Consider the following 14,822-nt stretch of genomic DNA (forward strand, 5'->3'; position numbering starts at 1 on the left):
TTTTGAGAGAGCGCAAGCGAGTAAGGAATGGATTCGTCCCGAATCCAAGGGCAATGAGAGACCCGCAGTGGACGGATGATCCACTGCGGGTGAGAACGTACATCTGGTCTGTTCTATGTAGAAGGGTGTTATGGAGGATGCAGTAGTGAGACAGTAGTGGAGTGCATGAAGGTTCGAGGAGAGATAGCTGATTGAAGTGAATCGTTCCTCCTGTATATAGGTAGTGATGCTCTTTCTACTGGATGTACAACACAAGAAGAATTTTCGGGCTCATGCGTGAGGCTGTAGGCTGCACGCAGCAACATCCTCATCGCACCGCTGCCCTCCTGCCGGACCGATAACGAGAGCTGCGACTCGCCTGCGCGAGGCATCTCTACGTTCCTGTTCCTTGCGACGGAAGGCACGGAGCGTTCAAAGAATAAAAATAATTAATTTAAACAACTATAGATCTTATCACAAATACTTGGTTATTAATAAAAAAACCAACAGTCAAATGACTGTTGGTAGAAGAGGAAGTATGGGGAAAGGGAGGGGGTTAGTCTACTTTAACCAAAAAAGCGAATTGTCCGTCACCGTTGGACCACTTTGCTTTGATTTCATAGGCATACGTTCCTTTTTCTTTCGGGGCAGTAACGGCATCGCCAGTTAAAGTAACTTTTTCAGAATCTTGCTTATCTTTCCAACGAACGATCTCCATAGATTCTGGTTCGTCTTTAAAAGAAATATCGATTTTTTTATTTGAGGATACTACAGTTGGTTTGCTTTTTTTCGTCATATCGAGTCCGTCGACATACTTTTTATCAACACATTGGTTGCGCAATAGACCATCCCAACAAAATGATCCTTGGACCGTTGGAATATCTTTTCCTTGTGCTTCTACTTTGGGGTTTGGTGGTTCCCCGCGAAAAGGATCAAACACAAAAAATAGAACAACCAATACTACTAAAACACCAATCCATTTAAATTTACCCATAAAGCACCCTCCCTTGATAAGGATAATTTAAATAAAGTTTAAGTGTTCTTATTGAGCGGCTTCTTCCTCAACAAATCCTTCTTCTAATTCGAGTTCATCGTGTCTCTCCATGATAGGTGAGATCGTTTGATTCTCAAATGCAGTTTCATACGTATCAGCTACTGTTTGAATATCCGCGCCATCTTCAATAAGAACTTCTCCATAAGCAGGAACTGGGTTGTGCCAGTCCGTTTTCTCATCATGGATTGTTGCAAATAAATATGTTTTGCCAGGTACGAGCATTTCTTGATCTTCGTACGTTAATAATACTTTTTCGCCATTATCATCAAAAATTCCTGCATTTTGATTTACGACCTGATCTTCGCTTAATTCACCTTTAACATTTTTGACTATTTTTACTTGAAACTGTGTGCTTGGTAATGTTTCATCATGACTAATTTCCTTCTCTACTTTAGCAATGAAAACGTTCTCAGAATTTCCGACGACAGAAGTAGTTTTTGTAACGTCCATAGCAAAGTCACCTGTCATAGTAACTTTCTTTAAATCTGCTTTTTGAATAGAAGAGACTTGTTTTCCTGAAACACTTTCGTTTTGATCAACGAGGTAAAATGTTCCTAATCCTAGAATTCCAGCTAAACCAACGACAGCGGTAATTTTCTTTGCTTTCATTTTTTTTCCTCCTCAGTAATGACTGTAGTAGTCACTTTTAATGTGCGAATCTAAAGTTGTCATACTAAATAGCCCTTGTTTCATAATTCCTGAATCGTGGTGGTTAAAGCCTAAGGCATGTCCCATTTCATGTAAGGCAGTTTTTTTCTGTTCCCCTGATGTCATATCAGTGAAGTTATACGTATTGTATTCAATAACGTCAGCACCTGACATTGGCGTATATCGACCTAATAATGAGGTAGCTACATAAATATCTCTGAACGATAAATCTTCTACTACGTCTGCATTGTCACCGGCGATATTGATTGAACCCATGTTGTCCCAAACTGTAATGGAATGGTTTCTTGCTGTAGTGTAGGCAGTTTTTCCGCGAGCAGTACCCCAGCGAATTTCTTTCCCGTCCACTGCACCATCACCTGTCCAGTGTGTACCTGCACTAACAGGAATTGAAGACCCTAAAGTAATGAAAGCACTAGCTAAAAGCAATGTAGTGATTTTTTTATGCATGATATTTTCTCCTTTAATTTCATTTTATTACCTTTTTATGATATAGTATATTTATGTAAATTACAATTATTTATAGTTGTAATTTGGAAAAAGGGGGAATTTTTAATGGGTTTGAAGAAGTTTGCGTTATTAGCTTGTATGATCCCAGCTGTTTCTTTAGTCAGTGCGCCATCAGCATCAGCTAAAACTGTAGTTACATATGCAGCGGGGTCGTGGGATAAAGTTGGCTATACTGAATCGATTTATTTGCACAATCAGCAAATTGAAAGTACACAGACGATTTCTTCAGGTGGTGGTAACGTTCAAATTAGACCTTCTGGAATTAGTGGTACTAACACTTATGTTGTATGGCTTTACGAATTGGATGGCGATAAGATCAATAAGCAGTTGATTGGTAAAAAATATGGCTATGGAAATGATCCATTGACTTGGGATGTATCTAATTTTGTTGATGGAACAAATAAAAAAGCAGAAATCTTTGCGCATATCGGATATGCGAAAGTCGAACAAAGTGGTTATTTCACTTTTTATGATTGAACCGAATATCGCTAAGCTAAAGTAAAACGTCCCCTCAAAAGGACGTTTTTTTATTTAAAAAATGGATTTGTCTCAAATTCAATAGCAGTTAGAAACCTGAAGTAGTCGGATTCATTGCGGAAAAGAGTATTTATATCGTCTCTTCTAGAGAGAGTTTCTTTCGCAATGTATGGATGAATGAAGAAGTGATTAAATAGATGGAGTTCTATGGGTAGAGGATTGATCTAGGTCGATTGATTATGAAATAATCTCGTTTTATAGTAACGCAGATGATTAAAGAACATTCGGCTTCATCGCACCACTGGAACCGATAACGAGAGTTGCGCCTCGCTTGTGAGAGGCACCTCTATGTTCCTGTTCTTCGTGACTAAAGGCACAGACCGTTCTATAGAATTTTAAAAACAAAAATGAAGGGTTAGGATTTAGTGGAAGGAATGGCATACTAAAGGAAAGATTCTTATCCACGTGTTAGATCGTCATTAGCGCTTCGATAGTAAATGAAGTATCTCATGCGAGGATGTCTAAAAAAGGAGAAATTACATATGAACTATGATGGATTGACCAATGTATTAGGTGCAGCACTTACAAATGTCCCTCTACTCTACCTTGTACCGATTGCATTCGGACTTTTCTTATTGATCGATTTCTTGTTTACAAAAGAAAAGAAGAGCTTTTTGAGCCGAACAGGTAAAATGATTTTGGTTCCGTTCATTCTGATCGTAGGTGTACTTATTTATCTCTATTGATTCGATATGCGTAATAGGAATGATCATTTTTATGACAGAAACGATTTTAAAAAGGTCGTTTCTTTTTTTATGCGTGAAAAATCAATCGTGCATTGTTTCGTAACGACTCAGTTATCTTACATATCACTTCGCTTATCTTATCTAAGGTAGTTCGTACAGACGCTTAAATCATTCTATGCTGTGCTTAACAAATCGGTTAGGGGTGGAGTACATGAATATAGTAGAGATGTTTGAGGTCATGGAGCAAGCGAAGGGGAAACAGATACCAGATAAGGTAACATTGATCGATGCCCAGCTTCGATTCGTGCGAGAAGTAGAAGGATCGATTGAGCATGTGACATGGTTCATCGATGTCGATCGATTGACAGACTTCATGCAGACACACTTTAACAAGCAGACCCGTTAAGGTCTGTTTTTTTGTATGGACTTACATATAAACTAACCTATCAATAAAAATAGGTGGGTGGGAAATATAACCAACTTTCTCCTGGTATTCACTGTATACTGAAGATAACTTACAAATCAGGAATGGAGCGATGAAAGATGAAACGAAAATGGATGGGTGCCAGCTTAGCGCTCGCAAGTATTGGATTACTCGTCGGACCACTGCAAGGTGCAGAGGCAGCGACATCAAAAATCAAGGTTCACTATATCGATGTTGGTCAGGGCGATGCGATCTACATCAAGATGCCGAGTGGTGAGGACATCGTCATCGATGGCGGCAACAAGGGGAAGGGCGATGAACTCGTTGCCTATCTGAAGAAGCAGAAGGTCGGTGACATCGAAATGTTGATCTCGACGCATCCGGATGCCGATCATATCGGGGGGCTTGATGAAGTCCTCGACTCATTTAAGGTCAAGAGCGTCTATGCACCGAAGGTCAAGCACACGACGCAAGCCTACAAGGATTTCTTGTTGGCGGTTAAGCGCGAGAAGCTGACGATCAAGACGGCAAAGGCTGGCGTCTCGCTTCCGGTCAAAGGGGTGAAGGCGCAGTTCGTCGGACCGGTCAAAGACTATGCGAAGAGTGATCTGAACAACTGGAGCGCGGTCTTACACGTCGCCTACAAGAAGAACACGTTTCTGTTCACGGGAGACGCGGAATTGAAGTCGGAGCAAGACATGATCGCGAAGAAGAAGACGCTGCGTGCGGACGTCCTCAAGGTCGGGCATCATGGGGCGAAGACATCAACAAGCGCGACGTTCCTCAAGTACGTCAAACCGAAATACGCTGTTATCAGTGTTGGGAAGAATGCCTATGGACATCCGACGAAGGAAGTCGTGACAAACCTGAAGCGTGTGAAGGCGACGATGCTGCGGACCGATAAGAGTGGCACGATTGTCTTCGAAGGGAACGGGTCGTCCTACACGATCAAGAAGTCGAAATGACGAAGCGAAAGGGAATCATTGATCGGATTGAGGAGAAATGGGTCGTTGTCGAGTTCGTTGACGGGATGCGTGACATCTTGATTTCTCGTTTCCCGATGACCGTCGAGTCAGGCGATGTTATTTGGATGGATGAATACGGTCATATCGAGAAGGATAACCAAGAACGACAGCGACTGTCAGATGAAATCGATGAGTTGATGGAAGATCTATGGGAAGATTAAATAATATCAATAGAACGGGAGATTTTTATGCCAAAAGAATATTCAATAAAGGAATTAAAACGAGCATATCGCGATTTAACTGAAGTATCAAAAAGGTTGATTAATTCAAATTCCGCTAATGTACAATCCAATATTCATAGTTTTTTTAGCTTAATTGAAAGTAATTCTGTAATTTTTGATTTGGTTAGCCCTCTATTAAAAGCAGACTTAAACTGGCATGAAATAGAAGAGAGTCATCCAAGACTGATTCAGATTCCCAATGAAAAAATTTATCGCAATGCTTATTTTATTCAAGTTTTAGAAAAAGTAAAAAATAAGCAAAGGAGCATCGAATCAACTGCAATGTATTTTGGAACACGAGAAACGAATATTAATCGATTGATTTCTTATTTTATGACCACCTTAGCTGTATCGTCATTGAACGATATAATTAATTCATTAGGAGATATTATAGAAGATCTTGATGACAGAGAAGAAGTGAGTCAAGAACAAATTGCACTCATATATACTGAAATTCACGCCAATCCTGGAACTGCGATATCGATTGGTGGAGATATTACTCAAATTATTAATTATTACGATGTGAAAACTATACAAGAGATAAAGTCTAATATTGATAATGAACAAAGATTAACTGAAGTCATAAAAAACGAACTTAAGGACATCGCTGAACAGCTTAGCCAACTTAACGAACAAAAAGATGTAAATCAAGAAGAAAAGCTAAAACTTACTAAGCGTATAAAAGATATTAGTGGTCAAGTAGGGTTGGGGATTTTTACAAATCAAATTAGTGATCCTGAGTTTTTAAGAAGTGTCATTTCATTGTTTGTGAGTTGAGTAAATATAATTGATTACCGATTAAGAAAGTTTAATGAAAATAAAATCATTTTTTAGAGAAGGATAGATAAACTTATGTTTGGGTAAGTTATCTATCCTTTATTAAAAACTTAATTTAAATATTAAAAGTTGAGTTCTAACGACTACGCAAATCTTGTTCCGGTACATTGAAGTGACGCGTCACGATTTGCCGGACCTTTTCTAGATCACGATCTTCTGTCGAAATCATCTCGTCGTACCATGCCTTTTCGAGGACTTGTTCAGTCTCCTTACTGACTACTTCTGTGTTCAGGATGTGATGGTACGGTCCCATCGCATCATCGAGGACGCGGAAGTGTTGGCTGATCGGTTCTTCGCCCGGGATGACGAGTGTATAGGCGACGGTCTCATGTTCGTCGAAGTCCCGATCGTTGGCTTTTGCGAACGGCTCGAAAAAATCTGTCGCTCCATGAACCAGCATCATCGGTTCGTCAAAAGACGATAGATCTTGCTGCGTGTCCTGCTTAGCGATGTTCGTCAGGTAAGCACCGACGTCCTCCGATGAATGTTGCATGATTTGCTCCAATCGTTCGGTTAACGGTAATCCGTGCTCGGTGATCTGTGCTTTCTGTTCGATGTACTCAATCATTTTAATCGGTGATGCTTCGCGTTCCAAGATTTGCTCCTGCTCGAGCGCAGTATGGATCTCACGGATGAAATGACCGGATGTCTGATGGACTTCGTGCAACAGGTCTTCTTTCTCGCGCAAGTCTCTCCCTTGCGTCCAGTTGGCGAGATACGACAATGAAAACTCGTCCGTCGGAAAACCAAAGTGTGCCGCGACCGTGTAAGCGACCATCTCCGCTTGGAATTCCTTCTCATGTGGTTTTAACTCGATTCCGCGTTCTTCATTCCGTTCCATGTTGTGCAGATTGGCATGCGCGAGTTCATGAATCAGGATGGTCACGTTCTCAATATCCGAGTTCCGCGGATTGAGGGCGATCGCGTTCAGTTCCGGATAGAAGCATCCTTTCGCCGTACCAAGCTCGCTTAACGGCTGGTCGAGTATTTTTACGTCTTGTGTCTCGGCAATCCCGTTCAACGCGCGGCGAAACGATTCTGCTTCACGGATTGATCCGTTTCGATGATAGGAAGCAAACAGCTCAGAGACTTCGAGTCCTTTCTCTCGGGCATCGGTCTGCGTGTACTCGAAGACGTGACCGATTTTATAATACATCGCTTTCCGTGTCGGAAGAGAACCTTCCTTGGCGCGTTTTTGCTCCGTCTTCGTGGCGTCTTTCCACGCCACCCACTCCGTCTCTCGTTTGATGAACGTAACGGGGGAGGGAACGAAGATCTTAATCCCTTTCTCACCCTTTTGGACCTGGACACCTTGCTTCTCCCAGTAGGCATAGGAACCGACCGCACGGGCGCCTTGGAACTGCTCCTCGATGAGTAACATATTTCGCGTCGAGTAACGATGGAACCGGCTCATGAAGTCGAGGTGTTCCTTGATGCTCTCCTGACTGACGAAGTGGGAGGCGAGTTGCGTCTCCATCTTATCGGTCAACGCTTGGACTTCCTTCTGGTAATCCTCCCGTGTTTTCTTCTTGTATGCCATACCACTCACGCTCCTTCCGACGAAACGGACGAATCAGCAGCACCTTCAAAATCGTTCAACTCTTCTGATACCATCGGGTCGGTAGCCAGTCGATTGAGTAGTAACTGACGGCGATCACGTGATACCGGGAGTAATACCAAGGGTTCTTCCTGCAAGAGTTGCAGTAGCGCGTGTTCCTCCTGTGAAAGGGGAATGTCATAGCGCGTTTGATGAATCATGACGGTGACGTGGGTCGGATGCAATTCGAGGAGTGTTGCGAGTGTGAAGGCTTCGAGTCGTCTCATTTGTGAATCATCCTTTCTTCATCCGAATGTTTATGTTGCTTGCGCTGGTCGATTCGCTGTTTGACAGCCGTCTCTGCCGTCTCAAGAAACGCGGGACGGTATTCGGTCGTCGGGATGATGTCCTCGATGCTCTCCGTCTGCATCAGGGCTTGTAGCAATTCGATCAATACCTGTGTTTGAAGGTCTGTTTGTTGGACGCTCTTTCGTAACGGAGAGAGACTTTTTGAAATCTGTTCTTCCCAGAACGTCGTCAACTCTTGCTCGATCTGTTTCGAGACGGAACGGCTGACATAGTTCAAGTCCCATTGTTTTTTGATCATCTCCTGATAGTCGCGGATGATGTGATCGATTGCCGGACCAATCCCGGACAACCGTTCTCTCTCCCGGTATTCCTCTAAAAATTCAGCGGTCACAGCACTCATCTTGATCCGGACTTGTTTTGTTTCCTCCACTGCCCGTCACCTTACCTTTCGTGTTGGACTTCCTGTTCGAGTTGTTCAAACGCACGTTGGTTCTTGATATGGTCCCATTCATCATTCATGTGTCGTCCGATCCGATAGAGTGTCTCTTGCATGATCCGTTCACGTTGAAACGCTGATCGGATTTTTTGTTTCGGTGAGGATGTATCTCCCTTCGTAAGCTTCGGGGACGACTTATCTGATTCACGCATCTCGGACAGGATAGCGTTTCCCATTCGTGTATAGAGGTCCTGTTCTTTCGTCTTCCGATAAGTCGATGCTTGAGATGCCGATCCGTAACTTCGTTCGTAGAATGCGACCTCCGTATCAAGTCGTTGCTTGAACGTGGTGTGTTCTTTCTCGAAGTGTGTCGCAAGGTATGTGTCAGTGAATTGATTAAGCGAAGGACGCAGATTTTGCATGCCGTTCATGTTGTAATACCACTGCCGTTTATCGTCCGGTAGTCGTTTCTGAATCGCTTTATACTGGCGTACGAGTTCCGGATATAGCACGCGATTTGAAACGGATAGTGTTGCATGATTTCGTTTGTGCGCGAGGACTTCATCACGGATGAAGGTATTCAATTTCTCTTGCTCCCGTGTCCGGTCGGCAAGCGTACGAACGACTTGTGCCTTCATTTTCTCGATCGTTTTCGGTTTACGTTTGCCGCGTTCGCGGGGATGCATCGTCTCAACGGTCGCGACATGGACGTGGATGTTGTCCGTGTTGTAATGGATCGCAGCAGTCCATGTCGCATGTAGCATCTGTTCTTTTTCAATCATCAGCGCGGTCGCGTTCCGTGTTGCCTGCATCAACCGTTGTTCATCGATGTAACGATTTTCTTTGACACCGACTTCCTGTAACCACGCTTCATCGAACGAGATGACATCCTGCCAGAGGATGCTGCCGTTCTCTTGTGCCCGTCGGAAGATATCGCGTAACTGCTCGCGTTCAGTCGCATTCAATCGGTCTTGCGTCGCTGTAAAGAGACCACTTGATTTCAGTTCATCTTCCATATAGTCGTGATAGTTCTCGAATTGGTGCGACCGTGCTTTCGTCTCTGGTCGATCGATGTAACTGAGGTACGTCGTATAACGACGTGCACGTCGAGTTGTTTGAGGTAACTTGAACTTCGACTTGATGATGACACCAGGAATGTTACTCATCCTGCATCAACTCACGGAAGAGTGTAGTCAATCGTTCGAGTTCGGTTGCGCTCCGCTTCAGATGCAAAGTGTTCGCTTCGAGCTGTCGTTCGAGGCGTGCGACCTGTGTCGACTGGACGCCGTCCGCGCACCAGGTGGTCAGTAACCCTTTCAATAATTCTTGTCGGGAACATGACTGTTTCTCCGCTTGTTCGTCGAGTTGTTTAGCGAGGACAGGATCGATATCACGAATCAAGAGATCCATTCGTCTTCCTCCTTCCATTACGAAAGTGAGTCTCAATGGTCTAAAAAAATATAAAGTTTTCCGAACAATTGCTTCGTTCCTCCTGTCATTAGAAATGAGAAAGATGATATTACTTAGACAAAGAACGGAGGAAACATATGCAATTCATCATCGAACAGAGTTACGCACTTGGAGAAGCCGTGAGCGTCTCCTTGATCGTGGAACTTTTAAAAGTCCTGTATGCGAAGACACGCACACGTGAATCTGTCTCAGTTGATATGAGTGACGCTTCTAGTGCAAAGAAAGAATCAATCGGTATGAATTAATAAATTTTTCCATTTGTTGAAACCGCACGCTTCCGAATGCTGTATAAGGATGAGAGGAGGGGATGGAAGATGTCGGTTTGGGTGCTCGCGTTGTTCGGATTAGCTTTTAGTTTTGGTTCGTTTTATGTCATGTTGAAAGTATTTGAGTCGTTAAAAAGATAATCCTAGAACACATTCAACGAGCCGAGATGCTCGTTTTTTTATTGGACTCGATAGAAGAACGATCAAGTTCTCCAGCCAAAAATCAGAAGCAGTAAAAAGCAAAATAAATCTAAAATCGTGAAAAAGAGCATAAGGGGAAACTGCTATCACGGAGCGTGCTAGCCTAGGCGGAGCCTAGTGTTTCCCTGATATCATCAAAATCGCCAAAAGGTCACACCGCGTGCCACTAAAAACGACATTTTGGCACGGTGTTTGCCACCTTACCATTTCAGTTCACGTGCTTTAACAAGTAGCTGATTCTGTCTTTTTTCTTCTTGCGTGAGTTGTTTTTTCAATTCCGTTTGTCGTAACAGTGCGTCTTCTTTGTCCCGCTTCAGATTGAAGATTTCATCCTCACGTTCGACTTGTTCATCGAGTGTCAGGTCGGGTAAGGTGGCTTGTTTCGTCTCGATATCCTGTTCAATCTGTTGGATGAGAGAAGCTTGTTCCGCCTGTTCGCGCTTCATTCTCTTGATCCGTTTTTGACTTTGCAGGTGCTCGTCAGCGAGAAAAAGTTGTGCATAGTCATCTGCTTGTTGAATAGAAAGTGACATCTTTAGGACGCGTCGCTGATCCATATAGAGTGATTCGACGAGAGAATCTTCTCGCTTCGTAGCACGCAACTTATCGAGTGACTGTTCAGGCTTCATGACATACAAGCGTAGTGCTAGTTGGTCAAAGTCACGCGGTACATCTTCGATTTCGAAGACGTAGTGCTCGTCCTGCTGATAGACGACACGAACGCGTTGCTCATCCGTCGGGCGTTCCTTATAGGCGATTCTTGCCACAAGCTTTGACGCGTAATCATGAGGTTGATCGAACTGGAGACGGACGCGCATTTGTTTCCGCTGCACATCATGGGACCAATCGAGAAGCGTGACGGTCTGTCCATTTGCCAACCGTTGTTCTTCGCCGATGGGTGTCGCATTGATCGGTTGTTCCTCAGCAAAGAAGAGGGAAGAGAAACCGAAAAACAGAAAACCAATCAAGAAGAACAGACCTGTTCCGAGGTACAGTCGTGACCAGTCACGGGTCAGCGTCTTTCGTTTTCCTGGATGCATTTAGACACCTCCTGACGTTTGAAGGCTCTTCATCTGATCGACGACGTACCGTTTATTTTGATGCGTAAAGGTCAGTTCAACTAATTCTTCAGACGTCTCTTCATAACCATTGGCATCGATCGTCAACGTCCGTTGGAAGCGGACGAGACAATGCTCCGGATCGTCCCGATTTGGAAAGACTTCGATGTCCGAGACGGAGGCGGTGAACTTGTTATCGCTTCTGCTACTCGCAAACAGCGTCCGTTTAATGGACTCCGACATATACTGATCGGCTTGTCGTTTGCGTGTTGGATAGGTCCCATCCTCCCATGTGAAGGCGAACGTGATAAAGCGTTCCGCGCTCTTCGAAATGATTGAATTTTGTTCTTGCTCTTGTTCATTAGTTGAGATGGACGGATCTGACACCGTCGTTTTTGGTAACACACTTTTCTCGTCTTTCTCGACGATTCGATGCGATTCATCTGCTGCCATCGAACGATATTGATAGACATTGGCACTGATCGACAGCAACATACAGAACAACACGAGCCATAGGAGATGACGACTCGTCAATGCCATAGTTCATCCCTCCCTATAGCGAAAACAGTGGTGCCGGATCAATGTGACCGGACCAATCACTCGTCTTAAATTCGATGTGCAGATGATTCCCGGTCGAACGTCCGGTCGACCCACACATCCCGATCGCTTGTCCAGCTTCGATCTTTTGCCCCGTCTTAACCTGGCGTGCAGAAAGGTGGGCGTAAGCGGTGATCCAGTCGCCTTGTTTGATCTGAATCAGTTGCCCATACGGTCCGCGTAAACCGCTATAGGTGACGGTACCGGAGCGAACGGCGTGGACGGTATCCGTATCGTGGCAACTGAAATCGATGCCCGTATGGATATCCGTCTTTCCGAAAACGATCCGTGACCCGAAACCCGATGTCATCTGCAGTGGGATGTCGAGCGGAGCATGAAGTTTCCCTTTAATCGGTCCTGTCTTGCCTTCCGCTAGTACGGTCGGTGTCAGATAACGGAGGACAGCATCGACATATTCGATGTCACCGTAGCAGGCTTGATGCTCGATCGCGCTCGGACGATGACACTGATAGATGCCGCTCTTCTTGACGCGTTGGTACATCATCTGTGAAAAAGAAATCGCAAGTTGTTTCGTATAGCGTCCTCCATTTTCTTTGACGTAATCGATGAAGCCACCCCCGAAGTTGTAACTCTGGAGCGTCAGCTTGACGTCCTTGTTCGCTTGCCGGAAGACAGATGCGAAGTGCTTCACGCCGTAACGAATGCTCTCGTCAGGAGAGGTGATGCAACCAATCCGTCCGCACTTCGATTCACTCGCTTGCATTGGATCGTTCCCGCGTCCACCGCTTTCTTGCATCATCAACGCAAGGACGACGTTCGTCTGTCCCTCGAGTTGCTCCTTCTTCAATTCACGCGAAATCGCTTCCCGGTATTGTAGAACATCATCACTGACTTGTAGGCTTGCGTCCGAGTAAGCGATCGGTGTCTCCGTTGCTTGTTCGTTCTCGATCCCGGTCAACGTATCGAGAATCCCTGCGACGATGATGATCAGTAGGAGAATAAGAAGCGCGATTCCGAGAGCGATCAGACGATACTTTAAGGTCAGGAGCCGCCATTTCATCCGGACGGCGACGCGTGCCGACTGCCGGACCGTACTCCACATCAGGCACCACCTCCGAACAAGGTCAGCTCCTCAGGTGAGACATCGACATCGAAGATCAGCGTCTTCACACCGGAGATACTGAGGACGATCCGTCCCGTCTCGAGCGACGGGATCAACCGCGTCTCACTCTCCGTCAACTGTCCGTCGAAGACGGTCTGGATCGTCGGGATGCTCTCGGCATCCTGCTCGCCGATGAACTTATACTGCGTCAGCTGGAACAACGTCTTGACGTTCTCTGCGTTCTCCGACTTCGAACCGGTCGGGACGAAGTCCGTGATCAAGTGGGAGGCGAAGAAGATGCCACCGAAGTATTTCCGTGCTTCCCGCATGAACTGTTGTAGATAAAGGATCGCCGGTTGGGCGATGTCACGCGTATTGATTAGGTGATGTGCCTCATCGATGACAATCAGATATTTGAAAGCATCCTCAATCAATAGCTCACCCTGGTTGTAGCTACGGAGTTGTCCGGCACCGTTGAGGATCATCCCGTCCCACAGCATGTTCATCAGGTTGAAGACCTGTGCCTGAAAGATTTCGTCTTTCAGATTGGTCAGGTTGCGTAGCGGGAATGAGACAATCGCTTCCTCGTCAAATCGCTCGATCGAGGAATGTCCGTCGAAGATGTTGCCGTAGTTGTGAACGAGGTTCGTAATCGCGAGCTCGATGTTCTCAAGACGGCGGACACGGTTCGTACTGATCGTCTCGCGGATCGTCGTCCGCGAATCGTCCGCATACAATTCAGAGCGGACGAGCGCTAAGAAGTCAGAGAAGACCGGATAGGTGTTTGCTGGGTGCGTCGTGATCGGCGCGTCACCGTCCTCGTTCCACAGTCCCTTCTCAAGATAGAGCTGTCGGAGCAGGATCTCGAACTCGTTCGCTTCTTCTTGCGTCGCTGCTGGATTGATGTAGTGATAGAAGACCGCAATCTTCGATAAATGTTGCATGAACGAGAGCGCCTCATCCGCCGAACCGTCGGCGTGCGTCACTGTCTTATAGACATGGAGCGGATTGATCCGTCCCGCGGAACCGTCGAGCGCGATTTCCTTTCCGCCCAGTTGTCGGACGAGGTCAGAGAACTCACCTGTCACGTCCAAGATGCGGACGTGATTCCCTTTGATCGCTTGATCGAGGACCGTCTTCTTGAGCAACGTTGACTTCCCGGAGCCCATCTTGCCGATCATCAAGGCGTTGTAGAACTTCCGTTGTTTGTCCTTATGGAACAAGTCGAAGATGACACTCCCGTTCGTATCCGTCGTCCCGTAGTAGGTCCCAGTCGGATCCTGTAGCGCCGTGAAGTGGAATGGATAGCCGCCCGCGATCGAGAGCGACGGAATCTCTTTGCCGCGACGACGATTCGGTAGTTTTTGCTGTTGCTCGTAGCTGAGGAACAGGCTCTGCCATTCCCATTCCTGTTCGTTCAGGAAGACAGTTGCGCGGAAGTTCCGTGCCTCCAGTTCCTCCATCACGTCCTGGACTTGGCGTTCGAGTGTGTCGACTGTCTTCGCTTTAACGTAGAGACGGAGATGCAGATACTTCATCGTCTCACCTTGCGTGATCTGTTCGTAGAGTTCGTTCAATTCCTTATACGTCTCGCGCGCATCAATCCGGTCGACATTATCTTTCGCATTTTCGAAGCGCGTATTCTGCTCGGCCATCGATTTGTTGATGGTCCGGATCATCTCCCGTTTGTCCGCCGTCCCGATGTCGAGCGTCGTCAGGACGCCGGGGAGGTTGAGGATCGGTTCGAGCCAGAAATCGTAGACGGTCGATTGATACTTATAGACATGGAGGCAGGCAAGATAACCGTCGCCGGTCCGTACATAGTTCGGCTCGAAGCGGAGTCCGCCTTGCGGTTGAATCGCTTGGACGAATGTCGGATTGTAGCCGTCTTGTTGTTTGATTGTTTCCGGGTCTTGCTTTCGTAAAAAACGTGTACGCCACATGAC

At 45.7% G+C, this 14,822-nt stretch carries 19 protein-coding genes; 7 read left to right on the top strand and 12 right to left on the bottom strand.

Annotated elements, in window-relative coordinates; genetic code table 11:
- Window positions 1-535: 535 nt before the first annotated feature.
- From KNQ18_RS16490 to KNQ18_RS16500, 3 genes are read right to left on the bottom strand one after another with little or no spacing between them, the layout of a single operon-like run.
- Window positions 536-973, bottom strand: coding sequence for a hypothetical protein (locus KNQ18_RS16490; RefSeq protein WP_050678838.1), 438 nt, complete (start codon window positions 971-973; stop codon window positions 536-538).
- A gap of 48 nt (window positions 974-1,021) precedes the next feature.
- Window positions 1,022-1,642 (bottom strand): hypothetical protein, encoded by a 621-nt coding sequence (locus KNQ18_RS16495; protein WP_050678837.1) that lies wholly within the window; start codon window positions 1,640-1,642, stop codon window positions 1,022-1,024.
- Between the two features lie 12 nt (window positions 1,643-1,654).
- Window positions 1,655-2,149 carry a zinc metalloprotease gene (locus KNQ18_RS16500; protein WP_050678836.1) on the bottom strand — a complete coding sequence of 165 codons (495 nt, stop codon included), beginning with the start codon at window positions 2,147-2,149 and terminating at the stop codon, window positions 1,655-1,657.
- A gap of 105 nt (window positions 2,150-2,254) precedes the next feature.
- Here KNQ18_RS16500 and KNQ18_RS16505 point away from each other — a divergent pair, with 105 nt between their 5' ends.
- From KNQ18_RS16505 to KNQ18_RS16530, 6 genes are all read left to right on the top strand, one after another.
- Entirely contained in the window at window positions 2,255-2,686 is a 432-nt protein-coding gene (locus tag KNQ18_RS16505; protein WP_050678835.1) for a hypothetical protein, read from the top strand.
- Window positions 2,687-3,228: 542 nt separating this feature from the next.
- Complete coding sequence (locus tag KNQ18_RS16510; RefSeq protein WP_119924064.1) at window positions 3,229-3,432, top strand: hypothetical protein; 204 nt, start codon at window positions 3,229-3,231, stop codon at window positions 3,430-3,432.
- A 211-nt stretch (window positions 3,433-3,643) separates the two neighbouring features.
- Complete coding sequence (locus KNQ18_RS16515) at window positions 3,644-3,838, top strand: hypothetical protein (protein WP_050678833.1); 195 nt, start codon at window positions 3,644-3,646, stop codon at window positions 3,836-3,838.
- 137 nt (window positions 3,839-3,975) lie between these two features.
- The gene (locus tag KNQ18_RS16520) at window positions 3,976-4,821 is read left to right on the top strand and encodes a ComEC/Rec2 family competence protein (RefSeq protein ID WP_215085620.1); all 846 of its coding nucleotides are present in this window, start codon (window positions 3,976-3,978) and stop codon (window positions 4,819-4,821) included.
- Window positions 4,818-5,042, top strand: a complete 225-nt coding sequence (locus KNQ18_RS16525; RefSeq protein WP_215085622.1) for a DUF3006 domain-containing protein — start codon at window positions 4,818-4,820, stop codon at window positions 5,040-5,042. The genes KNQ18_RS16520 and KNQ18_RS16525 overlap by 4 nt, the downstream gene beginning before the upstream one ends.
- Window positions 5,043-5,069: 27 nt before the next feature.
- Entirely contained in the window at window positions 5,070-5,879 is an 810-nt protein-coding gene (locus KNQ18_RS16530) for a hypothetical protein (protein WP_215085624.1), read from the top strand.
- Between the two features lie 136 nt (window positions 5,880-6,015).
- Here KNQ18_RS16530 and KNQ18_RS16535 read toward each other — a convergent pair whose 3' ends face one another.
- The 5 genes from KNQ18_RS16535 to KNQ18_RS16555 are packed head-to-tail and all read right to left on the bottom strand — an operon-like array spanning window position 6,016 to window position 9,631.
- Window positions 6,016-7,479, bottom strand: coding sequence for an ArdC-like ssDNA-binding domain-containing protein (locus KNQ18_RS16535; protein ID WP_215085626.1), 1,464 nt, complete (start codon window positions 7,477-7,479; stop codon window positions 6,016-6,018).
- 5 nt (window positions 7,480-7,484) lie between these two features.
- Window positions 7,485-7,763 (bottom strand): hypothetical protein, encoded by a 279-nt coding sequence (locus tag KNQ18_RS16540; protein WP_215085628.1) that lies wholly within the window; start codon window positions 7,761-7,763, stop codon window positions 7,485-7,487.
- A complete protein-coding gene (locus KNQ18_RS16545) occupies window positions 7,760-8,215 on the bottom strand; it encodes a hypothetical protein (RefSeq protein WP_215085629.1) in 456 nt (151 codons plus the stop codon). Before KNQ18_RS16545 ends, KNQ18_RS16540 begins: the two co-directional genes overlap by 4 nt.
- 11 nt (window positions 8,216-8,226) lie before the next feature.
- Window positions 8,227-9,387, bottom strand: a complete 1,161-nt coding sequence (gene mobP2 / locus KNQ18_RS16550) for a MobP2 family relaxase (RefSeq protein WP_215085631.1) — start codon at window positions 9,385-9,387, stop codon at window positions 8,227-8,229.
- Window positions 9,380-9,631, bottom strand: coding sequence for a hypothetical protein (locus KNQ18_RS16555; RefSeq protein WP_215085633.1), 252 nt, complete (start codon window positions 9,629-9,631; stop codon window positions 9,380-9,382). The genes mobP2 and KNQ18_RS16555 overlap by 8 nt, the downstream gene beginning before the upstream one ends.
- Before the next feature lie 137 nt (window positions 9,632-9,768).
- On the opposite strand from KNQ18_RS16555, the gene KNQ18_RS16560 reads away from it, so the two are divergent.
- Complete coding sequence (locus KNQ18_RS16560; protein ID WP_215085635.1) at window positions 9,769-9,936, top strand: hypothetical protein; 168 nt, start codon at window positions 9,769-9,771, stop codon at window positions 9,934-9,936.
- 422 nt (window positions 9,937-10,358) lie between these two features.
- Here KNQ18_RS16560 and KNQ18_RS16565 read toward each other — a convergent pair whose 3' ends face one another.
- The 4 genes from KNQ18_RS16565 to KNQ18_RS16580 are packed head-to-tail and all read right to left on the bottom strand — an operon-like array spanning window position 10,359 to window position 14,819.
- Entirely contained in the window at window positions 10,359-11,198 is an 840-nt protein-coding gene (locus tag KNQ18_RS16565) for a hypothetical protein (RefSeq protein WP_215085637.1), read from the bottom strand.
- Window positions 11,199-11,756 carry a hypothetical protein gene (locus KNQ18_RS16570; RefSeq protein ID WP_215085639.1) on the bottom strand — a complete coding sequence of 186 codons (558 nt, stop codon included), beginning with the start codon at window positions 11,754-11,756 and terminating at the stop codon, window positions 11,199-11,201.
- A 13-nt stretch (window positions 11,757-11,769) separates the two neighbouring features.
- A complete protein-coding gene (locus KNQ18_RS16575; protein WP_051656372.1) occupies window positions 11,770-12,876 on the bottom strand; it encodes a lysozyme family protein in 1,107 nt (368 codons plus the stop codon).
- Window positions 12,876-14,819 carry a VirB4 family type IV secretion system protein gene (locus KNQ18_RS16580; protein ID WP_215085641.1) on the bottom strand — a complete coding sequence of 648 codons (1,944 nt, stop codon included), beginning with the start codon at window positions 14,817-14,819 and terminating at the stop codon, window positions 12,876-12,878. Before KNQ18_RS16580 ends, KNQ18_RS16575 begins: the two co-directional genes overlap by 1 nt.
- Window positions 14,820-14,822: the final 3 nt, after the last annotated feature.

Source organism: Exiguobacterium sp. s78 (assembly GCF_018618985.1).
In the GTDB taxonomy this organism is placed as follows: Bacteria; Bacillota; Bacilli; order Exiguobacteriales; family Exiguobacteriaceae; genus Exiguobacterium_A; species Exiguobacterium_A abrahamii.